At 64.7% G+C, this 22,049-nt stretch carries 19 protein-coding genes and 1 pseudogene; 4 read left to right on the plus strand and 16 right to left on the minus strand.

The genetic code is table 11. The features are described from left to right. Positions 1 to 56: 56 nt before the first annotated feature. The 4 genes from P8R59_RS05880 to P8R59_RS05895 all read right to left on the minus strand — a co-directional run bounded on the left by P8R59_RS05880 (position 57) and on the right by P8R59_RS05895 (position 4,841). Positions 57 to 1,772, minus strand: a complete 1,716-nt coding sequence (locus P8R59_RS05880; protein ID WP_101305220.1) for a helix-turn-helix domain-containing protein — start codon at positions 1,770 to 1,772, stop codon at positions 57 to 59. 69 nt (positions 1,773 to 1,841) lie between these two features. Continuing rightward, the gene (locus tag P8R59_RS05885; RefSeq protein ID WP_230005328.1) at positions 1,842 to 2,297 is read right to left on the minus strand and encodes an acyl-CoA thioesterase; all 456 of its coding nucleotides are present in this window, start codon (positions 2,295 to 2,297) and stop codon (positions 1,842 to 1,844) included. 50 nt (positions 2,298 to 2,347) lie between these two features. Beyond that, positions 2,348 to 3,961 (minus strand): flavin-containing monooxygenase, encoded by a 1,614-nt coding sequence (locus P8R59_RS05890; protein WP_005054981.1) that lies wholly within the window; start codon positions 3,959 to 3,961, stop codon positions 2,348 to 2,350. Positions 3,962 to 4,004: 43 nt separating this feature from the next. Continuing rightward, positions 4,005 to 4,841: an alpha/beta hydrolase gene (locus P8R59_RS05895; protein ID WP_229382190.1), complete on the minus strand. Its 837-nt coding sequence runs from the start codon at positions 4,839 to 4,841 to the stop codon at positions 4,005 to 4,007. 557 nt (positions 4,842 to 5,398) lie between these two features. On the opposite strand from P8R59_RS05895, the gene P8R59_RS05900 reads away from it, so the two are divergent. Then, on the plus strand, positions 5,399 to 5,833 hold the full coding sequence (locus P8R59_RS05900; protein WP_101305219.1) for a hypothetical protein: 435 nt from the start codon (positions 5,399 to 5,401) through the stop codon (positions 5,831 to 5,833). A gap of 305 nt (positions 5,834 to 6,138) precedes the next feature. On the opposite strand, the gene P8R59_RS05905 is transcribed toward P8R59_RS05900, so the two are convergent. The 5 genes and pseudogenes from P8R59_RS05905 to P8R59_RS05925 form a co-directional block, all read right to left on the minus strand. Then, a complete protein-coding gene (locus tag P8R59_RS05905; RefSeq protein WP_005054973.1) occupies positions 6,139 to 7,395 on the minus strand; it encodes a hypothetical protein in 1,257 nt (418 codons plus the stop codon). Further along, positions 7,358 to 8,554 (minus strand): hypothetical protein, encoded by a 1,197-nt coding sequence (locus P8R59_RS05910; protein ID WP_165801300.1) that lies wholly within the window; start codon positions 8,552 to 8,554, stop codon positions 7,358 to 7,360. Before P8R59_RS05910 ends, P8R59_RS05905 begins: the two co-directional genes overlap by 38 nt. Positions 8,555 to 8,770: 216 nt before the next feature. After that, positions 8,771 to 9,874: a hypothetical protein gene (locus P8R59_RS05915; RefSeq protein ID WP_005054969.1), complete on the minus strand. Its 1,104-nt coding sequence runs from the start codon at positions 9,872 to 9,874 to the stop codon at positions 8,771 to 8,773. After that, positions 9,871 to 11,490, minus strand: a complete 1,620-nt coding sequence (locus P8R59_RS05920; RefSeq protein WP_230007221.1) for an AAA family ATPase — start codon at positions 11,488 to 11,490, stop codon at positions 9,871 to 9,873. Before P8R59_RS05920 ends, P8R59_RS05915 begins: the two co-directional genes overlap by 4 nt. Before the next feature lie 47 nt (positions 11,491 to 11,537). Further along, positions 11,538 to 11,682 (minus strand): annotated as a pseudogene (locus P8R59_RS05925) (translation initiation factor IF-2 N-terminal domain-containing protein); the annotation flags it as partial. 517 nt (positions 11,683 to 12,199) lie between these two features. Between P8R59_RS05925 and P8R59_RS05930 the strand changes: the two are divergent. Continuing rightward, the gene (locus P8R59_RS05930; RefSeq protein WP_005054965.1) at positions 12,200 to 12,661 is read left to right on the plus strand and encodes a hypothetical protein; all 462 of its coding nucleotides are present in this window, start codon (positions 12,200 to 12,202) and stop codon (positions 12,659 to 12,661) included. A gap of 80 nt (positions 12,662 to 12,741) precedes the next feature. Continuing rightward, positions 12,742 to 13,548, plus strand: coding sequence for a metallophosphoesterase (locus P8R59_RS05935; RefSeq protein ID WP_005054963.1), 807 nt, complete (start codon positions 12,742 to 12,744; stop codon positions 13,546 to 13,548). On the opposite strand, the gene P8R59_RS05940 is transcribed toward P8R59_RS05935, so the two are convergent. Genes P8R59_RS05940 through P8R59_RS05965 form a run of 6 tightly spaced genes read right to left on the minus strand, consistent with a single transcriptional unit; the run spans position 13,545 to position 20,506 of the window. Next, positions 13,545 to 13,952: a hypothetical protein gene (locus P8R59_RS05940; RefSeq protein WP_043341843.1), complete on the minus strand. Its 408-nt coding sequence runs from the start codon at positions 13,950 to 13,952 to the stop codon at positions 13,545 to 13,547. The genes P8R59_RS05935 and P8R59_RS05940 overlap by 4 nt on opposite strands. Positions 13,953 to 13,973: 21 nt before the next feature. Beyond that, positions 13,974 to 14,183, minus strand: a complete 210-nt coding sequence (locus P8R59_RS05945) for a hypothetical protein (RefSeq protein ID WP_133177970.1) — start codon at positions 14,181 to 14,183, stop codon at positions 13,974 to 13,976. Next, complete coding sequence (locus P8R59_RS05950) at positions 14,180 to 16,423, minus strand: TniQ family protein (protein WP_101305218.1); 2,244 nt, start codon at positions 16,421 to 16,423, stop codon at positions 14,180 to 14,182. The genes P8R59_RS05945 and P8R59_RS05950 overlap by 4 nt, the downstream gene beginning before the upstream one ends. After that, positions 16,420 to 17,580, minus strand: coding sequence for a TniB family NTP-binding protein (locus P8R59_RS05955; RefSeq protein ID WP_005055282.1), 1,161 nt, complete (start codon positions 17,578 to 17,580; stop codon positions 16,420 to 16,422). The genes P8R59_RS05950 and P8R59_RS05955 overlap by 4 nt, the downstream gene beginning before the upstream one ends. After that, positions 17,577 to 19,730, minus strand: coding sequence for a DDE-type integrase/transposase/recombinase (locus P8R59_RS05960; protein WP_005055284.1), 2,154 nt, complete (start codon positions 19,728 to 19,730; stop codon positions 17,577 to 17,579). The genes P8R59_RS05955 and P8R59_RS05960 overlap by 4 nt, the downstream gene beginning before the upstream one ends. A gap of 56 nt (positions 19,731 to 19,786) precedes the next feature. Then, positions 19,787 to 20,506 (minus strand): TnsA-like heteromeric transposase endonuclease subunit, encoded by a 720-nt coding sequence (locus tag P8R59_RS05965; protein ID WP_005055286.1) that lies wholly within the window; start codon positions 20,504 to 20,506, stop codon positions 19,787 to 19,789. A gap of 332 nt (positions 20,507 to 20,838) precedes the next feature. On the opposite strand from P8R59_RS05965, the gene P8R59_RS05970 reads away from it, so the two are divergent. Then, a complete protein-coding gene (locus P8R59_RS05970; RefSeq protein ID WP_005054589.1) occupies positions 20,839 to 21,162 on the plus strand; it encodes a hypothetical protein in 324 nt (107 codons plus the stop codon). Here P8R59_RS05970 and P8R59_RS05975 read toward each other — a convergent pair. Next, positions 21,159 to 21,890, minus strand: a complete 732-nt coding sequence (locus P8R59_RS05975; protein WP_005054591.1) for a DUF6602 domain-containing protein — start codon at positions 21,888 to 21,890, stop codon at positions 21,159 to 21,161. The genes P8R59_RS05970 and P8R59_RS05975 overlap by 4 nt on opposite strands. Between the last annotated feature and the right edge of the window lie 159 nt (positions 21,891 to 22,049).

Raw genomic sequence — 22,049 nt, forward strand, 5'->3', positions numbered from 1 at the left:
CCGAGTACGCAACTGCGAATCCAGGCCTCCCTGGTCGGCAGGCGGGGGCGCTGTTTTCAGGAGATCAGGGTGTTCTGCCCGTCGAAACCGTACGCGCGCAGTTTCCGGTACAGCGTCGTGCGCCCGATACCGAGGATCTCCGCTGCACGCGAACGGTTTCCGTCCGCCTCCCGCAGCGCCGCATCGATCGCCCGGTACTCGGATGCGGCGATGCCGCGCAGCTGGCGGGCACGTGTGCGCATCTCGGCGGGCAGAAGGTCGACGTCCAGGACGGTGCCGCCGGGACGCTGCACCACCATCGCGGCAATCAGAACCCGCAGCTCCGAGGCGCCACCACGCCAATCCCACCGGGAAAGCGCCTGCAGCACAGCAGGACTCAGTGTCACCGAGTACTCCTGAGCGAGTCTCACAGCCAGGCCGATGACACGGTCTGGGTCATCGCGCAGCGCAGGGAGATCGAGCCGCGGCCCTTGGCGGCCCAGGAAATCGACGACGACGCCAGTCAGGTCGTCTGCGACACAGAACACCACCCGGGCGGACCGGACGGGATCTGCCGCGCCAGCCAATTGCTGCAGGACCGGGAAGTCAACGTCGGTCAAAGACTCGACGCTGCAGACGACCACCGATGTACCTGTGCTCAGCGCCTGCACCGCCGTGGCCACGGCCCCCGGTTCCCGAAATGCCGGGGCGCCGATGACGACCGGGTCGTGGCGATCGCGTTCGCGCAGCCAGAGCTGGGCGAGAAGCGTCTTCCCACTGTCGCGCGGACCGTGGATCGCGATGCACCCGCTGCTGCGGCCGAGCACGTCGAGGTGCGCGGCAAGGCGGGAAAGCCGGGTGGGTTCCGGCGCTGCGGCCGGCTCGGACTCGGCAAGTTCCACGAGGTAGATGCTCTCCCCTGCCCGATTCACGATGCGGCGGGCAGTGCTCGGCCGATCCGCGAGCAAGACGGATGCGACATCCCCCTGCCAGTGGTGGGCCTGGAGCTCGTCCCACAGGGTCACGTGCCGCTCGGCCGAGAGCATCGGCAACGCGCCCGTCGAGGCGAGCACGCCGCCACGGCCGATGGCCAGCACACGGTGGCGGGCGGTACCGTCCGCGAACCGGGCCAGCAGCGCCTGCAGCTCCAGCGGTGCGGTGTTAAGCAGCGCGTCCTGGAGGTCACGAGCGGCCTGCTTCGCGATCGCGAGCATCGCGGGGTGGGACGCCCCGACGGGAGAGGCGAGGGCGAGCGAGCCGATGACCCGCCGCGAAAGAGGGTCGTGGATGGGGGCGCCAGCGCAGGCGAGGGTCTGCAGCCGGTCGTTGACGTGCTCGGCGCCGCGCACGAACACTGCGGATCTTTCCTCGATCGCCGTTCCGAGTCCGTTCGTGCCCAGCGCGGACTCCGAGAATTCGAATCCTTCGGCCGCGGACACCTTGTCGAGCCGTCTCGCGTGGCTCGGGTCGCCCACCTTTCGGGCGAGGATCCGTCCGGATCGGTCGCTGACCAGCAGCGCGACACGCATGTCCGCGAGTGATTCCGCCCATCGCGCCAGGACGATCTCAGCGGTGTCCTGAAAGCGTCCCGCCGGTTCGGAGAACGGGTGGTAGGCAGGAGTCGCCGTCGGATCGTAGCCGCCACCGGTGGTGAACGAGCGACGCCAACTGCGCTCGATCACCGGGGGGACGTTCAGTGTTCGGGGAGTGAGACCGTGCGCGCCGACGCCAGCTTCGAGAAGGCGTTCACGAGCCTGCCGCGCGCTCGCGGCGGAATAGGTATCGGTGGACATAGCTGGGACCTCGCGTCACTGCAAGTGGTCCCACCCAGTATCCGCCTCCCTATTAGGACCCGCCAATACCTAGTCCGCTGTGGATCCATCCTCTGTGCGCATGAGTCCATGGTGGTGGGGAAGCCGGTCGCGTTCGTAGGTGATGTCGGTGTAGCCGTGAGGAATGGGCTGGCCGTGGTCGTCGAGGCCGACGAAGACGATCTTCTCGATCGTCAGAATGCGGTCACGGGTGATCATGTTGCGCACCTCGGCGCGCATCGTGAGGGAGGTGCGCCCGAACGCGGTGGCGCGCAGTCCCATCTCGATCAGGTCACCTTGTCGTGCGGAGCTGACGAAGTCGATCTCGGATATGTACTTGGTGACCGCCCGAGGGTTTCCGAGCTGGATGATGGCGTAAATCGCGGCCTCTTCATCGATCCAGCGCAGCAGGCTGCCGCCGAACAGGGTGCCGTACGCGTTCAGGTCCTCGGGACGGACCCAGCGGCGTGATCGGAAGGTGACGTCTTCTGACATGTTGTCGCTCATAGGACGACCGTAGGCCGGGAAGCACACTCCCGGCCTACGGTTACCGTCGATCAGGCCGGGATGGGCTGTCCGATGCTGAATCCTTCGAAGTCCTTCGCCTGGATCTCCGAGAGGAGGCCGCGGTAGGCGCCTAGGCCGCCGAGGTAGAACATCACGGCGTGCTTCTTGCCGGGGATGTTCGCCCCGAAGATCCACGAGTCGGTCTTGGGGAACAGCGTGTAGTTTGCGATCGTCGTGCAGGTCTCGGTCCATTCGTCCTCGACCTGCTGCGACACCTCGATGAGCCCGCCTCTCCGCTCCGCCTCGGTCACCAGAGTCGTGATGAACTCGACCTGCGCCTCGATGCTGGGCACCAGGTTGGTGAACGGCCCGTTGGGGCCGAGGATCATGAACATGTTCGGGAATCCGGCCGTCATGATGCCGAGGAAGCTGGTCGGGGCGTCGGCCCAGTGCTCGTCGACGCTCACCCCTCCGCGCCCGCGGATGTCGATGCGGCGGTAGTTGCCGTCGACCGCGTCGAACCCGGTAGCCAGCACGAGCACATCCAGCTCGTGCTCAACACCGTCCGCGGTCTTCACCCCTCGTGGGGTGATCTCAACGATTGGGTTCTCCTTGATCGACACCAGCTTCACGTTGTCCTGGTTGTACACGTCGTAGTAGCCCTGGTTGCACAGGGGCCGCTTCGCATACGGCTGGGTCGGGGTGAGCAATCGCGCCGTCTCCGGGTCCTTGACCGTCTCAGCGATCTTGCGGCGGATGAACGCAGCGGCTGCCTCGTTCGACTCCGGGTTGATAGCGATGTCGTTGAACGTGCCGAACATGAAATAGAATCCGTTGCCTCGGTCCCATGCCGCCTGGAACACGCGCTCCCGCTCGGCCTCGTCGACATCGGTGGCCGCGACGGTGGACTCCTCGAACCCGAAGGCGACGCCGGAGTTTCGGACCTGCTCCCAGATCTCCGGGAACCGGGACTTGTATCCGTCCACCTCCCCCGGGCCGACCGGTCCGTTGCCGGAGGGGACGCTGTACTGCGCCGAGCGCTGGAACACGGTCAGGTGCGACACCTGCTTGGCCGCGGCGACGATGAACTGTGTTCCGGTCGAGCCAGTGCCGATGACCCCCACCCGCTTGCCCTCGATCGACAGGTCCTCCGGCCACTCCGCGGTGTGCACGAGGCGGCCTTCGAACGAGTCGATCCCGGGGATGTCGGGGATGTTGGTTGCTGCGAGCAGTCCCAGCGCCGCCACCACGTATCGGGCCGTGAAGGATTCTCCGGCGGAGGTGCCGACCGTCCAGGTGTTGGTGGCTTCGTCGAAGACGATCGACGTGACTTCGGTGTTCAGCCGGAAGTCCTTGCGGAGGTCGTACCGGTCGACGACGGTCTCAAGGTAGCGGAGGATGTCGGGCTGGTCAATGTACTTGCGGGCCCAGTCCCACTCCTGCAGCAGTTCGTCATCGAACGAGTATCGGTAGAAAGGGCTCTCCGTGTCGGACATGGCGCCGGGGTACCGGTTCCAGTACCAGGTTCCTCCGATGCCGGCGCCCTTCTCGAACCCGCGGACGCGCAGGCCGAGCTTGTCGCGCAGGGTGTGTAGCTGGTAGATGCCGCCGAAACCGGCGCCGACGACGATCGCGTCGAAGTCCGTGGTCTGTGTGGATGTCATGGTGCAACTCCTTCGGTGAATGAGGTGGGTGGGGTGCTGCAGGTCAGTGGCGAAGCCACTGGCCGATCGCCGCAAGCTCCGCGTCGACGTCCGCGTCGCGGCCAGCCAGGAACGGGTAGACGTGCTGCTGTCCTTCGGCGACATGCAGGGTGACGTCAACGCCGGCGCCCTTGGCGCGCTCTGCCACGCGGATGGCATTGTCGACCAACGACTCGACCGAACCGGCGTTGACGTACAGCGGGGGGAACCCGGTGAAATCCGCGTAGAGCGGGTTCGCGAGCGGCGCCGACGGGCTGGTGGTCTCCCCCAGCACGCCGGCGATCATGCCCTCCAGGAGCGGCACGGAGATCAGCGCGTCGGTCGCATCGTTGGTGACCAGCGTCGCGCCGCGGTTCTCCATGTCCAGCCACGGGGAGAACGCGATGACGTGCCCGGGCAGCGGCCGTCCCTTCGCCTTCAACGCCAACGGGATGGCGATGGCGAGATTGCCTCCCGCCGAGTCGCCGATGGTGGTGACGTCCTCGGGGTGGACCCCCCGCTCCAGCAGGGCCTCGAACGCCGCGACCCCGTCGTCTACCTGGGCGGGGTGCGGGTGCTCGGGCGCGCGACGGTAGTCCAGCACGAACGCTGTTACCCCGGCCGCCTTCGCGACGTGCGCGGCGAGCTTCCGGTGGCTGGCCGCAGAGCCGACGGCGAACCCGCCGCCGTGCGTGTAGAGGAGGACCTTGGAGCGATCGGCTCCGGCCGGGAACGCCCAGATGCCGGGCACGCCGCCGACCGTCTCCTCCTTGTAGGTGACATTTTCCGGTTCGATGGTCGGCTGGTGCCATTCATCGAAGATGCTGCGGAACAGCCGCATGTCCAGCTCGTGGGTGGCCATGAGCTCGGACCAGCCCAGATACAGATCACGCAGGGCGCTCGGGACGACTGCGGTCGCGGTGGATGACGAGGACATCGCATAACTCCTTCGTTGATGCTCGGCGCCTGCAGGAACTAGGCGACCACTCGGTGGATGAGCTCTACTCTCAGGGAGGATTCCGCCACAGCGCTGTGCCGATTTGGAACAGCTCACCCGGGTTGCCCGGTGACCACGACAGAGATCGGCTCCGGCGCACGGCATGATCAGGATCCAGCGCACGAACGAGACCGGATCGGGCACGGTGCCAGACGATCAGCGCCGCCACGACGAGAGTCGCGGCGGTCACCGCCATTGCTCCGACCCAGCCGCTCTGCGTGAAGACCGTCGCCAGGACGAGACCGACAGCCGGGATTCCATCTCCACGGAGAGCGACGGCAGCACACGCCGGACGGCGAAGATCTACTCACCGCCACCGTCTCCGCTTCCGACGACGACGACAGCTTCGGCTTCTACTCCCGGCCCACCAAGGCCCACATCATCGCCGCCGGCATCCGCCGCACCGCATGAACGAGCGCCTCATGAACAGCCGCACCAGCCTCACCATCTACCCCGCCCACGACGAGCAAACCCTGCTCCCGCCGACGCCGATCCTCGTCGACGAGCACTACTTCGTCCGCGCCGGGCTCGAGCAACTCCCCGCCCGCCTCATCGGGTTCAGCCCCGCCGGCGCGCTCGCCATCACGGCGTGGGTTCACGACGTGTTCCGTGCCCCGGAGCTCGCACGCGACCTGTACCCGACTTTCATCATCGCCGGTCGCGTCCAGGCATATCCGATCCCCGCCGCCAGGGTCACCGTGCGCGAGCCCGCCGGCGTCGTCCAGGTCGTGATCACCGACCCTCGCGGCAAGAGATACCGGCCATACCTCGGCGAGGACCGCGACATTGCCGACCGCATCGCCGCGGCCTGGGGCTCCCACCGCGGATACTCCGCCACCGTCCAACCGATCACCTGACAATCACGAACGGAGACACCATGCGCTGCTTGATGTGCGAAGAGCCCACCACGATGTACATCCCCTCGGACGACGTCGACGGCATCGGGCTGCATAGCTGCGGTGTCTGCGGGTTCGAGATCGAAGGCCCCCGCGACGAACCCGCGCATGTCGCCGACCATCGGAAGCTCACTGCAACGACGACCTCGACGACGTGTAGGTTCCCGTTGGAAATGGCCGAGGATGCCGGGAATCCCCGGTAGTTGGCAGTGGCCGAAGGCTCAGGATTCCGTGGGGAATGGCGAATCCCTACAGCCCCACGCCAGTCAGTCCTCGGCAACGCTGTCAGCGGCGTCGAGGCCGGGCAGTGTGAGAGCAGTCGCTTCGATCTCTTGCTGGGGTGCAGGCTCGGGCGGCGCCTGCGCCGGCTTACCGAACCCTGCGATTAGAAGCTCGCTGATGTCGTCCTTCAGAGAGCCAAAGCTTCGCAGGAACGCTGCAATGAGGCTCACGCTTGATCTTGCCGCCGGATCATTGAGTCGAAGCTGAGCCCCCGCAGCTTCTGAGATGTCTCGCCCACGAGCTAGCCGCTCGTGAACGACGAGATCAAACTGTCGAGGCAAGTCTCGGAGCGCGGGCTGACGGCCTAGCCGGATTGCGAGTTCTGCAGCAGAGTCAGCCCACTCCGGCGGTGAGGGCTCAAACGCGCCCATGGCCTCAGTCCGCACCTCGGGCGAGGCCTTCGCCGCCGCGAGCAGTCCACTGATGAACTTGTCGAAGTCGCGCGACAACTGGCGCATGCGCTGAGCGGGCACAACTCCGTCTGCGAGGCGTTCGCGAAGAAAACTTGTGAATGCACTCGGATCCATCGGGCGGACAAATCCCACGATCGTTACGAGGTTGAGTACCCAGATACTGAGGGTCTCTGAAATGAGCCACCGTACCGCGAGCTGTTCGTCATCCTTGACGCCGGGCGTCCAGCGCTGGCAAAGCGTCTCAAGTAGACCCAGGCTCTGCTTCAGTGCAGCGAACGGATCTAGAAACCACACGGTGGAAGTGAGGAACTTGAACGCAGGTCCGAGCGTGGGATCGTCCTTGCTGACTACTTTGACTGTGCGCCGCAGAAGCAGGGCGTTGGGTCCGTGGGCCCCAAGATCTGTGAGTTTCGAGAGATTAAGTGCGGCCTCTCGCGCCTGGAGGTCGTTGATCGATTCGACGCTGACGCGGGAATGGCGGCCCAGCTCCCGGGTTCTGGGCGTCACGCTCGAGGCAACAGTCAGTTCCGCTCGCTCTGCGCCTACCAACTCTTGCAGTCCGCGTAGCCACACAATACGGTCGAGTGGTTTCGGCGCGCTCTTCCCCGTCCCGCTCTTGGACTCGCCAATGGTCCGGTGACTCTCGAGCCCGGGACCAAGCCCGATGGCGAGTAGATCCAGGTCGGTGACTTGGATGAGTTCCGCGCCGTAGTAGCTGATGAGGTCGATGCCTACCCGAGTGAAGTACCCCTCCCAGAACCACACTTGGCCTACGCGGCATTCGAGTCGATCACCGGGGGTTAGCGGGTCGGTCTTGACGGGTGGCACGTTGCAGTTCCTTTCTCAGCTCGAGGATCGCTGATCTCGCGATCTCGTCAGCGGCTCCGAGGTCGCCCGCGCCCGCACGTGTTTGCTCTGGGTTGGTGAACTCGCCTGGAGCTCGGAGGAGGTTCACCGTCGGGTCCGTCGTTCCTGCGGACGTTGATGAGTTCTGAAGCCACGCGAGCCCGCCTTCGACGATCTCCTCCTTCACAAGTTCGAGGTATGCCCGGCCGTGGTCCGTTTCACGGACGCGAACGATGCCGTGCGCCTCAAGCAGGTGGTAGTCGGTGCTGATGTTGCTCGCAGGCCCAACGCTCCCGCGGTTTAGGAGCGCCCGCACGAGGACCACAGGATCGTGTATTCGACCGCCGCTACGTTCCGCTCGTTCATGCCCGAAGAGCATGTGGGCGACAAAAAGCTTGCGCTGATTCAGCGCCTCGGTGGTTGTGAGCCGGTCGTCCTCCGACTCGAGAGTAGGTGAAAAGACATATGTCTGCGCTCCGGATCCTCCCGTCGACTTGACGGTGGCGGCCTGGACGAGTCCGACCTTCTGTGCTGCGCCGAACACGCCGGGGGTCGGTTGCGCGAGGAGTGGAAGTGCGAGGCCGGGGTGTTGCGCTGCCTGTTCACATATGCCGAGAAGCGCGTCGCGCTCGCCCGGGGGAAGGCCACGGAGGAACGACGCGATCTCAATCTGTCCTGACTCCCACACGTAAGGGCTATAAATTACGTCCTCGGCGAGATCGACGGAGTTGACGCGCTTTGTAAGGCCTGTCGCCAGTGCAAGGTTCAGACCGGTTTCGCTGACTTGGTCGTTGAATCCTCGTCGGTGGAGTTGGTCGAGATGTTGGGTGGTCGTCAACGGGGCGAACGATGCGACTTCGATCGAGTGCAGCGTTACGATCTCATCGATGGTCGGGTTGAGCTGCTGTAGAACGCGGTAGGACTGTTCGATGAGGTTCCCGGTTACGCCCAGAAACTCCTGCACCTCGATTACAACGCCTTGTGTGTCCAGCGCGAAGTCTGCAACATTGGCAGCCTTCAGCGCCGGCAGCACGGTCGAGTGAAGTGATTGCCTTCCAATTCCTGCCTGGACGGCGAAAGACTCGAGGGCGGATGCACTCAAGGGGTCGGAGAATCCATGGATGCGGGCGACGAAGTCCATCGCTTCGCCTGCGTGAAGTAGTGACTCGAGTCTGGGTCTCAGAGCCGGGTCGATTGTGCGCGAGGCTTGATGAACCCGCGTCACAGCGCGCCCGAGTCGCCGGTCGGACCTGTTGACGTCCAGATCGGCAGTGGTGCTCTCCGCCATTCGAATCTCCTCACCCGCTACCGAGATGAGCCTACTGATCGGGCGTACGCTCCTCGCAGTGCGCTCGTCTCAATTTGTGGGGAATCGCATTTCGAGCACTCGCTGCCATTTGACGACGTCGGCGGCGTCCTCGGGCCGAAGACTGCGCATGTGTGCCAGACGATTCCGAATCGGCATGATCTGCGCGCTGAACTGTCGCCAGTGAGCGGCGCTCAACCCCAAGTCGCCGATCTGGGAACGGTCCTTTAGTTGGAGCAACTCCCCGAGTGAGAGCCATTCGAGAGGGTCGCGCAATTGCTTGACCGACGTGGCGCCCATGTATGCCGATTCGCTCGCTCGCTCGAGCACTTTTTCCGGAAGGTCGCCGTTCAGGCACTGCGTGCGCCAGTTCTCCGCCCATGCGGCGATTGCGCGCCGACGCACTTCGCGTCGGATGATCCGCTCGATCTTCCAGAGTCCCGAACTCACCTCGGCAAGCTGCTGCTGAGGATCGAGGGCATCCGCGAGAACCTCGTCGAGCGCCTTCTTGAGCGGTCCGAGATGCTTCGGAAAATTCCATGTCCGAGTCGCACCGTCGGGCGCTGTAAGGCTGGAACCATCCAGCGCCTCAAGCTCCCTCGCGTTGAGCAGGCCCAGCGCGCTCTGGCCAATCAGCAGGCTCTCGTACACGACACGATCGAGAGACGCAGCCAGGTCCATACCGAGTTCTGTCAGCGCCCGGCACAGTACGTCGGCCGGGGAGGCGCCGTCTTCAACGCACGTTGGCCACTCGTGAGCGCCTGTGCTCTTGACGACCGGAGCATGCGCCAGGCTGGCGTCGTCAAGGAGCGAACTCCCGACCACTGGAGGGAAAGCAATCCGAGGCGCCCGGGAGAGGAGGATGACCCTGCCGCCGGCCTCGACGTCGCTGAAGACGCGCTCGCGTAGCGCACCCATCTGAGTGGCCTCACTCTGCATCGTGAGCGACTCCATCCCGTCGATCACGACTGTTCCGGTGGTAAGTGGGCCATCTGGCTGCAAGTAGTCCCGGACGCGCGTCACGTTCACCTGCGAAGCCCCCAGAGCGCGGCGGGCTGGCTCGTTGCTCGAGCCCAGCTGCAGGAACACGACGCGGAGTTGCTCCGCTTTTCGGTGAACGCCCAGTATCCAGTCGGAGTAGTCGGTCGCGCTCATACGAGCTCCAGGATCACGCTGACTTCGAACTCGCCGTCCTGTTCGTGAATCAGACCCAGGTCCTTCAGTCGACGAACTGCGACGTGCTCGCTGGATGCGAGTTCCTTGAAGTCGGCTGCACTGTCCATCAGCACGTCCAGCATGACGGCCTCGTTCGCGTAGTAGCGCTTGACGTGTTGGACCATCTCCTCAATGTTGCCTTGGACGCGACTCTTCCAATCATCAAGTTCTGTGAGCACGGAAGCGCGAGTCATCGTACGTTGGAAGACGTCGGTCGGAAGGTGCTGCACGACGGCTGAGCTCAGATTTCGATACAGATAGGCGTGACCACCGGACGCCTCGTGGAGTGCCTCGAGCGCACCAGGTTCGATCTGGATGCCCATCTTGCCGCCGACGGTGCTCGCGAGATCGTCCGCCTCTTCTCGCTCCAGCGGCTTCACGTACACGGCCTTCGCCCAAGAGAAGAGGGGATTCGGTCGACCATACAGTCGTCCACCTTCAACGATGGCGCTTGTAAGGCCGGACAGCACGAAGGTGAAGTTCTCAGACTCCTGCACGATGCTCCTGAGGGCCGATAGCAGCTGCGCAATGCGTGGCATGTCGCCTTCAGCGATATCGATGCGATCCGCTGGGGTCAAGTACTCGATCTCGTCCAGGAGGAGCAGGATCCTATGCCCGTCTTTGTGGAGATGCTTGAGTATCGCCTGGAGAGCGTTCTTCAGGTCGAGGATGCTCGGGCGTTCCTGCAGCTGCGAAAGCTCTTGGGTGCGCAGCTTGTGAGCTTTGAGTTCAGCAATCAGTCGTCGACGCAGATCGCTGACGATGTCGTCGGTGGGGTCTTCCGGCGGAGAGGGGAAGGCCTCCAGGTCCATGAGGACGGTCACCACTTTGTCCTCTTGCAACTCCTCCTTAAGCTGCATGAGGATGCTCGTCTTGCCCGACTTCCGCAGTCCGAAGACGCCTGTGACTCGCTGGTTGAACACGTCGTCACGCATCGACTGCAGCAGTGTCCTGCGGCCGAAGAAGCTCGCGCCATACACGGGAGTCGTCATGTAGAAGAGGTCTCGGGCATAGATGTAGTCGCGAAGAAGGGTAATTAGCGAGAGTTCGTCTTCGTCGTCAATCAAGAGCGGGATCGCTAGTTTCGCGGGGCGCGACCAGTCGTTCAGTTTGATCTGTAGACGCCGATCGGGCGACCACATGAAGAAGATGTCCGGAGTGATGGAACGATCGGCGCCACCGAGCTCGCGGGCCGCAGCCTGGAAGGTCCGGCCCTGGAGATCCTCATGCGGACTGTAGAAGATCATCACCTCGCGGGTAAACCCAAACCCGGCCTCGATCGCTCCACTGAATCGCACATGGACGATCGCGCAGTCCCTGAAGCCATCCTGACGGCAGAACCCCGCGTAGACCACCTGGGAGCCAAGACTTCGCAGAGCGTCGATGTGGTCACGCAGGACCGGGTACTTGTATCGAACGCGCTCGACGTTTGCCAGCAGGTCTGGGTGCTGGGGCGCCGCCACAGCGCCCGATCGCCAGCCGAACTGTCGAGTGGATGGTGCGGTCGGATCGAATCCCGGCCGATCGACATGCGGGTCTACGTGCTCACGTCGCATCGGCGATGGCCGAGGCGAACCGGGTCGAGGGGGTCGGGCACCGAACGACGCCCTCACCTTGCGAGCAACTGGAGCTTCTATCGATGAAGACGGGCTCTTGACGAACTCACCAAGTTCTCGCAGACGGACCAAGACGGCCTTTGCGTCGACTCCCAGTTCGGCGGCGAGCTCGTGCACTCGCATCTTCGCCATCTGTTCTCCGCTCGTGGTCACTTGGCCCGCTGTGTCTGCCAGGGGCTGTGCATTACCGGCGAAGCCGGGTTGCCAGATCAGTCTGTTGCATGCTGCAGACACCGGCTGCGATGACACGGCTCGATATATCAGTCGCCGTCCGCCGTCCCACCGAGGCGGCGCGCCTTGAGCAGCACGTTCATGTGCCTCGGGTGGGCTACCCATTGAGTTGTGATCGGTCCAGCGCGTCGAGTGAAATGGCCTTCCACCGGCTGCTAGGCCTTGCTGGGCCTCGGGCCAAACGGGGTCCAGGCCCATGCCCGCGACGAACGTCACGCAGCGCTGGATGTCGATGAGGTCTTCTGGGGCCGCTTTCAGCCGCTTGAAGTGTGCGATGCCATGAGGCGAGCATCTCACGACGGGCGAGACTTCCTGAGCGAGAGCAACCACTCGACTCGAACAGGCTCTGACCCAATCAGTGGACACAAATTCACCGGTGTGAGAGACTACTCCGTTCGCCAAACGAAGGGTCTGGCCGATGTCACACTCTGACGGCAACACGGACTGGGGGCGGATCATCCGCGACATGATCGCGCGTAGCACCGACTCTGCCCCCACCGAGCCCGGGGTCTACCGGATGCCGTGTGGGAACTGCTACGTCGACTTCTTCCTCGCCTCGGACGGCACCGAACGGTGGCTCGTCCCAGGCGATGAGCGCAGCTACACCCGCGACACCGTGGCCATCGCTCGCCACGGCGAGCACCCGTGGGAGCGGATGTACACCCTCGGCCATGCCGCCGCCGAGATCCGCCGCCGCGCGACCGCCGACGGCACACCCGTTCTTGTCCTGATCGATGAGCTGGCAGCGGTCGCCGCCACGGAGGATGCGGCGGAAGACGAGGAAATCGCCCGTATCGCCCGGGAGCGTCCCGCCGACAGTGCGGAGGTGGCGCGCTCCGATCTCGCCCGGAAATTCGGGATCGATCTCGACGAACTCTAGGAACATCTAGCGGTGTCTACCGAAACGCTAGACACCGCTAGATTCTGCTAGACATCCGTCACATGCGAGGAGCGTTAGCCGTGAGTGAGTATCCGTGGTTCGACTTCGACCGAGTCGACTACGTCACCGCGGACACCCACTTCAGCCACGCCCGGATCAGCGAACTCGCGGACCGTCCATTCACCACCGTCAACGAGATGAACACCGAGCTCATCCGCCGCTGGAACGAGACGGTCGCCCCGACAGATGTGGTGCTACATCTCGGGGATGTCGCGCTCGGGCCGATCGAGGAATCGATCACCCTCACCGCGCAGCTGAACGGTCACCGGTACCTCGTCCCCGGGAACCATGACCGGGTCTCACCAGCGACACAGTCCAGGAAGGCGATCGAACGGTTCGCGCCGCTCTACGAGGCGGCCGGGTGGACGATTCTGCCGGAGGTCATCGAAGGCACCCGGCACGGCTACCGGATCCTCGCATCCCACTACCCGTACAAGGGCGACTCGCAGGAGTCGGACCGACACACGTCGCACCGGCCCCGCTGGGACGATGGGATCCCGCTGTTGCACGGTCACACGCACGCACGCGACCACGGCCCGAATGGGCACCAGTTCCACGTCGGCGTCGACGCCCACGCATACGCGCCCATCCCGTTCACCGTCATCGACGAGTGGGTCCGGGGCCTACCGGATGTCGAGCCGTGGCTCGATGTGGCGGTCCGTGAAGCCCGTCAACTCCTCGCCAACCTCGACGCCACCGAAACCTCGAACTCCGACGCGATGTTCTACACGATGGGCTACAACGAACTGCGCGTCGCGCTGGAGGAACTCCTCGGCGCGCTCTACTCTTCCCACCCCGACTCCCCCGGGAACACCGCCAAGGCTTAGGACTGCCTCGGACGCGCTTTCGGCGCGGGCGACGGTATGAACAGTTCGCCTGCCGCGGGGCCGGATCGGAGGGTCCGCGGTTCTCGTCGGAAGCGGATCCATCCACAACGCTGCCAGTGCACCATCGTCAGGTACCGCGGCGACGACGACGTCCAGGCAGCCTGATGCTCCGCGGCGCTGAGATCGTGCGACGCGAGCTCCGGGAATACTTCCCGGAAGGTCGGGGATTGGCCGTGTTCGCGGGCGTAGCGATGGAGGAATGTCACAGCGCGACGCGCCCACACCGGCGCCGTCTCGTCAGCGGTGAGTTCAATGAACAGCGGCGCGAGGTGAGGTGCCGACCACGGCTTGTCCTCCCGGCCTGAGTCGGCCGACACCACGCATTCCTTGCCCTCGACCGTCATCGCAGAGATCCCACCCCGGACTCAGCTCCGGTCACGGGTGTCGTCGGGTGCGCGTTGCGTGTCGGCGGGACCCGCAGGCTCCTCGCCCTGATCTCGTCCTCCAGCTCGGCTGCTGGATGAACCCGCATCCATGACTGCCTTCAGCGCCGTGGTGTACTTCTCTCCTGTCACCTTCACGCGTTCCCGCGCGTCGTGCCGCAGCCGACTGGAAGTTCGTTTCTTCTGCGTCATGCCGACGTCCTTCGCGTGTCTGGAATTCGAGTATTCGTCGATGGCTCGACGGGAGTGCTGCGACGGAGTCCGTGAGCCTGTGATGGGCCCCGCGGGGCGGGCGGGTCAGATCGTTGCCTGCCTGCGTCCGAGGTAGACCCGTTGATGCGCGCCCCGCGTGGGCGGACCGGGATGCCGGCGCTATGCAAATGCCGGTTGATGGTCATCTCGCTACAGCCGGCGAGCTGCGCGATCTGTGCGATGGTCCAGTGCTTCGTTTCATAGTGATCGCGGAGCCAACGGGGGTCGAGGTCGAAGGTGCGGGGTCGTCCCCTTCGAGTCCGGGTGCCCGCGTCGGCGAGAATGCGACCCACTGTCTGCCGAGACACCCTCGTGTCTGCGGCGATCGTGTAGGTGGAAGCTCCCGCCGCGTACACCTGCGTCAGCCGGTCTGGTGGCATGGCTTCTGTCGCTGTCGCTCGTGCCGGCCGGATGGGCGGCCACGACGGCGCGATCTGGGGTCCGACTTCCGGGAGCTGAGGGGTGGGTTCGGGTGTCCAGGTGACGGGCTCCTGAATGCCGTTGGCGACGAGGAACTCTGCGGCGATCTGATCGAGCGCCGCCCGCACCGCCGGCGGGAGCTCCTCTACGAAGCGGGCTACGGCGGGCGGGCTCGCCCTGGTCGTGTGCCACGCCGTAGGCATCGCACGCAGCGGGTTCCCGGAGAGTTCTTGGTACAGGGCTGCGCGCGCCAACTCCCAGCGTCGTCCGCTCCCTGGGGACACGCCCGCGTCCCGGCAGAGCTGCCCCCACTGTGATTCGGGCAGGAGATCGGTGTAGTCGAGGTGGCGGCGGCGGGCGTAGTCGATGGGCACGTCTTGCGTGTCCAATAGAGCTGCCAGGCGGAGGACCGCGTGCAGGGTCGTCACGTGGTGAGTGCTGCGGCCCAGCTCACGCATCACGTGCGTCACCTGCCGTGACGGTGCGTGCGGATCGAGCAGCGCGAGCGCGGCGGAGTGTGTGAGCCTCGTGCCGGTAAACACGACCGCTGCTGCCAGCGCGGACGCGGCGATCTCGTTGTCGACCCGCAGTGGGGCGTACTGGGCGATCCAGTCCCCCCACAACTGTGCCGGCACTTTCCGTGCTCGCTCTTCCGGGCTGACGCCCGACGGCGGTGCGGACTGCAGAAACACGGTGGGGCGGCGGCGGCGACCCAGCGCGGCCGCGATCAGGGTCTGTAGTTGTGGTGTGTGCGCGGTGTACGACGTGCTGTGCGCCAGCCGCCCCTGCAGCAGGGAGATGATCGCGGCCGGATTGGTCAGTGCGCGGTGACCGAGGGTGGTGCCGACAGCGGCCCCGACGGCAGAGTCTGGTCGCGCCCGGATCGCCCTCGTCCAGTCCTCGCTCATCTCGAACAGCCCAATGAGCTCCCGGCCCAGCGGGCTCGCGTCGATGCTGTGACCGCCGACGATTGCGTCCCGCGCGGTGCGGGACAGTAGCCGAATGTCTTCCAACACAGGCACGGCCGGCTGCGGTGCATCAGCATAGATCCCGAACTGCGCCTGACCGGTGGAGACGATGCGCATCATCGCCCGTTGCGCATCCAGCACCGCCTGCGGCACCGGCGTGCGGGTCCGGTCCTCGGTGAGGTCCGCGCGACACCGGTTGGCCTGCGGACCCCTCCCCGGACCCCGCACGGGATTGTGGCAACGCCCGGGAACGGGAACAAGTGCGAGCGGGTGAGCGCGGTGTCGGGCAGGAAGATCACAGGTCTGGCACCGATCCACGAGAAGGCGGCGGTGGCGGGCACAGGCGAACCCGAACGGGAACTGCCACGACATCCGCCACCGTCCACCCGAATCGACCAGGCATTCCGGGCAGTATCGTCCCGCGGTCCCTGCAGCCGGGCATTGCGCGCTGATCCGACCCTGCCGGGTATAGCGGATCGCGTGACGGGCGAAGCGCATCCTCGTCATCTCGTGAAACTGATCGGCAGGGATGCCCGTGGAAGCCTCAAGCCGGGCAGCCTGCTCCTCGGTGAGGGTTGTGGCCCACTTGTCCGCCATCCACGCGGTCGCCGATACAGCCAAACCCTTCTCCTGCTCGATGAGACCGAGCGCGCATGCCATCTCGTTCATCGTCGCCCCATAGGTGGCCGCCATCTTCTCCAGCCAGGAATCGAACGGCTCATCCGGCAGTGGCCGCACCCGAAACGGCAGCACCCGCACCTCGTCGGAACGCGTCGCGGCCTTGCCGGTCATGCGGCTGCCACCTCGCCACCCTGGGTCTTTCGGCGGCGGCCCGCTCTCTGGCTTCGAAGCTGCCGTTCCAGCTTCGCCTCCAGCTCACGACGTTCCGTCTCGGCGCCCTCGTCGATGCGAATATCATCGAGCAGCTCCCGATCGATGCGTTCCCTGCCGGTGCGGATTGCGCGCGATGCGCCGCGGCGGATCAGGTCCATCAGCGACCCGATGTTCCCGGTCGTGCGGGCGAACAGGTACCGCGAGAGGTCGACGAGCATCCCGTCTCTCCCGTCGGTCAGCACGAGGGCCTGGTCGATGCCGAACAGCAGCCGGTCCCATTCATCGCGGCCGCGTTTGTGGGCGAGGGTGAAAGGTTCCAGGCTGAGGACTGTCCACCGTCGGAAGGTCTGCGCCATTGCTGCGCCTTCGCCGGTCTGGCCCTCCCCGACGAGTCCCCGCTTGCGGAGGGCGACACCGGCGAACAGGAACGTGGCGTTGTATTCATTCGAGAGCCACTTCAACTGGTTCGCGACCTCTACCCCGTCACGGGTATTCATCCGCAGGAAGTGGAGATCATCAACGATCACCAGGCGCGTGTCGTGGCGTTCGATGCACTCCGCGGCTGCCCGGGCAAGATCTCTACCCGCCATCGAGCGGTGCAGGATCCCGGCGGTGGCGGGGTGGGCGTAGAACCCGAGGATCATCATGTGCAGACCCTTGATCGTCGGCCGGCCCGTCAACGTCACATGACACACCGGCAGGTGCCGCACGTCCCGGTCCTGATCCAGCCACTCCCCGGCCTCCGCGATCCGCTGCTGGTGGAACACTCGACCGAAGTTGTTCACCACCGTGGACTTCCCGAGCGCCGGCGGCGCGTCGATCGCCGCCGCTGACTTCACCCGGTCGGCGTCTTGCAGGTTCGAGTCCAGGATGTCGCCGAGTTGCAACTCGATCTCCTGCACCTGTCGGGTGCGCAGCAGGATGTTCGCGTGCCACTGACGCCGCGCCAAGTCATACCCGACACGCTCCTGCGTGGATAGCGCCGCCAGCCGCTTCAGCGTGAGGGTGTCCGGACGGGTCCGGGCTGGGCGTTCTGCGAAGTCGTTCCACCCCTCGTAGGTGGACAGGCTCCGCTGCCGTGCTCCCGCCTGCGGCTGGGGCTGGGTGGTTGTCATCGGAGCATCTCCATCGGCTCGAAGCGGTAGTCGCCACGGATGGTGGGCTCGTCGATGTCGTCCTCGTCGTCATCATCTCCGGTCTCCGGCACATCGACCCGTGTCCTCGGATCCCTCACCCCGCCGGTCAGCTCCGTCGCCAGGTCCGACCCGGCCGTGAGTTCTGCGTCCAGCATCCGTTGCACCGTCCGCAACGACCACACCCCTTCCGGATCGGGGTTCTTCTCATCCAGGCGGGCCGCCATCCGGGCGCTCATCCGCCGCTCCGACGGTGTCAACCCTCGGCCCGCGCCCCAGTCCTCGAGCAACTGCGCGGCAACATCATCGACCTGCGAGGGGCGGCCCTGCCGGATCGCAATCTTCTTCGCATACTCCAACGCGTCCAAACTGAACGGGGTGTCGAACGCGTCCTTGTGCTCCCACTCCAGGGTGTGCCAGGTGTGATCCTCCGGGTCGTGGAAGTAGATCTTCGTCAGGTCGTCCGGGTTCACCACGAACGGCCACTCCGTGCCCGTGTCCCGGTGGATCGACCGGGCCCGGTTGCGGTACTTCGCCACCGAATCCCCCGTGTAGCGAAGATTGTGAATCTCCACCCCATAGTGGTTGAACTGACGCTTCACCACCGGCAGCAGCTCCAACAGCACATTCCGGTCCGTCGGCATCCGCAGCGAACCCGCGACAGCGAGCCCCTGGTCATACTTCTGCGCCGGACTCAACTTCACACCCGGGAGGCTGGGATCGGCGAGCGACTCATGCGGGCGGAGGTGATAGACCGTCGCGATCCACTCGCGGATGATCTGCTCCAACTGCGGAACCGTATACACCGCCTCACCCTCAACATCGTCCCCACGACCCGACACGTCCGCACCCTTGTAGCCGGGGAGCTCCTGCAGGAGAGAGTCGAGAGTGCGAAAGAAGCGCTCCACCGGGCTCTTGTCGGTGGGCTGGTAGATACGGGCTGGCTGGATTGATATGCCCAGTCGGGCGCACGCGGTGGTGACATGCTCGGAGAGGAAAGGGCGACCGTGGTCCACGACGATCGTCTCGGGCAAGATGCCGGCGCGTGTGAAACGGGCGACATCGGTTCGGGTGGGGTCGACGAGCACCGTGTCAGGCACGCCGTGATACGGGACACGAGCGGCGGTATCCCAACTGCCCGGTAGGTCGAACGGCAGCATCGCTTCGACGAGAACACCGGACACGTCGATGGACTTGGTCGATCCTGGCGTCAAGCGCAGCCCGAGAATGCACCGTGAGTAGAGATCGATCGCGACCGTGAGGTCCGCGCAGACCCACTTGCCCGTCACCGGAGCGACGGCGAACACATTCAGTGGGGTGGTGTCAAGAAGTACGAACTCACCGGGACGTGACGCGGTCAACCGTCCGTAGGGAGCGGCGGGCCGGTTCGCGATCGATCTCTTTGCCTTCGTGGAACCCGCGAAAGTGCCTCGTCCGCGGGTGAGCTCGTCCAAGCCCCGGTATGCGCTGGCGGTGGACGGGAATGTGACGACGTCGGGGCCGTGAAGTCTCTCGATGCGTGCGCGGATCCGGGCGAGGATGATCTTCTTCTGCACCTTGGACTGATCGTCCTGCTCATCGAGTATCGTTCGCGCGGCGTCAACCCACCGCGGGTCGAAGTTTGTCAGTGCCGCACCCGTCCGTGACATCCGGGTATCGATGAGACCCGCTTCCCCGGTGTCTCGATACCGGGAGACCCATCGCTCCAGGGTCCGTAGGCCTATGTCGAGCTCTTTGGCCTTGGCCTTCTGTCGCTCTCGGAGCGGCCGTTGCGGGTGGTACTCCAGTCGTGGCTCGCCCTCTCGGGCGACCTCACGACTGCCCGACCGGTATCCCGTGAGCACCTCACGGACGTGATCCGCCCGATGGTGAGCACCCGCCTGAGCGGACTGGGTTGCGTCCGACCAGACAAGCATCAAAGGTTGCGTCTGCTCGTCGTCGCCCACCCTGCCTGGCACGTGCACTCTGCCGCCTTCCGACTCCGGTTGCAGCACATCGATCATGCGGAGACGGCGAGTGCGCCCATCCGCGGTGCGGACGATGACGGCGCCATCACCGATCTCCGCGACCGTGCACATCTTTCCGTCGTAGGCAATCTGGGCCCCCGGGCTGACCTTCCAGGTGTTCTTCATCGGACGCGTTTCCCTTCTCGTTGATCTGCGGGTGTGTGGATCGTCGCGCTCGACACTCATGTCTCCAGGAGGCTGGTGATGTCGAGCACGCGGGTGAGGTCCGTGTGCAGGCGCCGCGTCCACATCAGGTGCAACACAACGGACCGAGCCAATCGCGGATCGGCAGTGATCGCCGTGACAGCTCGCACCGCTTCGCCGAATGTGACCGGAGTGGATAGCAACTCTGCTGCGCCATCGACTTCGGACTCGAGGAACTGGAAGCGCCGCCTATACCCGGCGAGGAACCGCACGTTCGCCAGCACGACAGGATCGGGCTCGGATTGCACCCGGTACTCCCAGCCGTGCCCCTCGATCACGCGCCGCGACCATCCCAGAGAATCGCGCACTTTCGGGCGTGACAACTTCTCAGCCGGCTTCACATCAACCACGCACCCCGACTCATCGGCGTGGACGAACAGGTAATCCGGGACGTGCTTGCGGCGCGTGCCGCGATCATCGCCGTCGAGCAGAAACGGCTGCGAGAGGATCCACACCACCCGCGGGTCGAAGTCGGCCAGCAGCAGGTTCACATACTCCAACCGCGACTCGTACCCCACCGGGGCCTCCATCGTCGCCGACCAGTACGAGCCGGAGAAGTGTCGCTGCTTGCGGTACCAACGAAACTCCCGCCACGGCACCGCGGTATCGAACTGACGAAGACGAACATCATTCAAGGCGATGACATCGACGTGATCGTCTGACCTGCGAATCTGAACCGTCGACGCCAGCCCGGTCACAGCCCCGACGCTCCCTGGTACGACAACGGAAACGAACCAGCCCCTGCGGTCCGGCGGTTTGTGAACATGTCGCCATCATGGGCGCCCACACACGCGTGCATCCATGCACGAAACCACCACGAATACGTAACACACGTCATACCGAGTTGCTCTTGCGAATCGGTCAATTACGTACTACGTGACGTACGTTCTAGTGAATGTCACATTCACTGTACTCTCGAAACGACCAGAATCAAGTTGTGTACGTCAGATAGACAACACCGGGAAGGAAGTCGCCTCGGAATCACCTCGCGCACGTGCCGGACGTCGGTGACGTATGCGAAACTCGGGGCATGACGATAGTGGAGCCGATCGCACCAGCGGAGTCGCGGCTGTTCTTCGGCAACAGCTACATGAACGCTGTCGTCATAGAGATCGCCGCCCTCGAAGGCGACACCTTCTCTCCCAAGCAGATCGTCGAAGCGACTGGACTGTTGGGGAGCATCGTCCACCCACTGATCCACAAGCTCCGCGACGCACACTTCCTTGAGTTCGTCGGACGCGTGCCCGGAGAGCGGACCCTGCTCTACCGGATCCGTGACAACTACTGGTGGGAAGCCGCGCGACGCTACGCCGCCGACCGGGAAGCCGCATCGGCCGAGCGCACGGCTTCCTAACTGCCTGGGGACTGCAGCGGAACGTAATAGGCATCCAGATCGATTGCTAGAGCTGTTCCCAGCCGGGAAAGTGCGCGATACAGACGCGTCGCGAACCAGATCAGTTCCTGTCCTCCTGGGGAGTACGCGACCCCGTCAGTCTGATCGAAGGCGCCTCCTCGGACAGCAATGCCGAGATCGAGCCCCGTGGGCTGAGGCTCGGTGATCGAGCCCACAGCTGCAGCACCGCGGATATCTCCCCAATCAAGATCCGTGCTGAGAAAGACACCCAGGATCGGCTTGGCTTCCGGATCCTGAGCTGGATACGTACCGCCTGCATGCCGGATCTCCGCTGAGGTGCGGTGAAGTCGGCGAACGCTGGCGACCTTGTCCCGGGCGTAGTCGAGGTTCTCCTTGTTCATTCTGGGCTTCACCTCACAAACGGCGTACAAGCTCTCGACCGGCACGAAGCGGACGTCGCCCTGCTCGAAAAAAAGGGGCGAGTACTGTCGATCGAAGATCGCAATGTCGATCTGTCCGCTCTGTTGCCCGAGGGAGTCGATTGCGAAGATTGGCCCGACCCCGTATCGCTGGGGAAGAAACTCCCGGAGCACGCTGACCCATTGCTCCTCGGTGGCGTCACCCTTGGTGCCGGGATGATCTGTGAACTGCGGCATGAGCCCCAGCCCTGTGAGCATGTGGTCCTGCTTCGCCGTATATGCCTTGGCAAGGTCGAACGGTTCGGACATGGGTGGTCTCGCTTTCAATGGACGCGGCTGGGAGATCGCCCGCGGGGATGGTGTCGAATGTTCGTGTTCGGACGCCACGCGCTTTGTGTAGGTCCACGACGTAGTTCTACCCGTCGCGCATAGCGGTCAGCAATGATGTGGGCAGCGGCCGGTACTGGT

Origin of the sequence: Microbacterium proteolyticum, assembly GCF_029639405.1 — a bacterium.
Lineage (GTDB): Bacteria > Actinomycetota > Actinomycetes > Actinomycetales > Microbacteriaceae > Microbacterium.

Coding starts and splice junctions, on each gene's coding strand:
- P8R59_RS05880 (WP_101305220.1), bottom strand. CDS start 1,772: ATGTCCACCGATACCTATTCCGCCGCGAGCGCGCGGCAGGCTCGTGAA.
- P8R59_RS05975 (WP_005054591.1), bottom strand. CDS start 21,890: ATGTCCGAACCGTTCGACCTTGCCAAGGCATATACGGCGAAGCAGGAC.
- P8R59_RS05920 (WP_230007221.1), bottom strand. CDS start 11,490: ATGCGACGTGAGCACGTAGACCCGCATGTCGATCGGCCGGGATTCGAT.
- P8R59_RS05910 (WP_165801300.1), bottom strand. CDS start 8,554: ATGGACTTCGTCGCCCGCATCCATGGATTCTCCGACCCCTTGAGTGCA.
- P8R59_RS05940 (WP_043341843.1), bottom strand. CDS start 13,952: ATGACGGTCGAGGGCAAGGAATGCGTGGTGTCGGCCGACTCAGGCCGG.
- P8R59_RS05890 (WP_005054981.1), bottom strand. CDS start 3,961: ATGACATCCACACAGACCACGGACTTCGACGCGATCGTCGTCGGCGCC.
- P8R59_RS05955 (WP_005055282.1), bottom strand. CDS start 17,580: ATGACAACCACCCAGCCCCAGCCGCAGGCGGGAGCACGGCAGCGGAGC.
- P8R59_RS05950 (WP_101305218.1), bottom strand. CDS start 16,423: ATGACCGGCAAGGCCGCGACGCGTTCCGACGAGGTGCGGGTGCTGCCG.
- P8R59_RS05895 (WP_229382190.1), bottom strand. CDS start 4,841: ATGGCCACCCACGAGCTGGACATGCGGCTGTTCCGCAGCATCTTCGAT.
- P8R59_RS05945 (WP_133177970.1), bottom strand. CDS start 14,183: ATGACGCAGAAGAAACGAACTTCCAGTCGGCTGCGGCACGACGCGCGG.
- P8R59_RS05960 (WP_005055284.1), bottom strand. CDS start 19,730: ATGAAGAACACCTGGAAGGTCAGCCCGGGGGCCCAGATTGCCTACGAC.
- P8R59_RS05930 (WP_005054965.1), top strand. CDS start 12,200: ATGTCACACTCTGACGGCAACACGGACTGGGGGCGGATCATCCGCGAC.
- P8R59_RS05885 (WP_230005328.1), bottom strand. CDS start 2,297: ATGAGCGACAACATGTCAGAAGACGTCACCTTCCGATCACGCCGCTGG.
- P8R59_RS05970 (WP_005054589.1), top strand. CDS start 20,839: ATGACGATAGTGGAGCCGATCGCACCAGCGGAGTCGCGGCTGTTCTTC.
- P8R59_RS05900 (WP_101305219.1), top strand. CDS start 5,399: ATGAACAGCCGCACCAGCCTCACCATCTACCCCGCCCACGACGAGCAA.
- P8R59_RS05915 (WP_005054969.1), bottom strand. CDS start 9,874: ATGAGCGCGACCGACTACTCCGACTGGATACTGGGCGTTCACCGAAAA.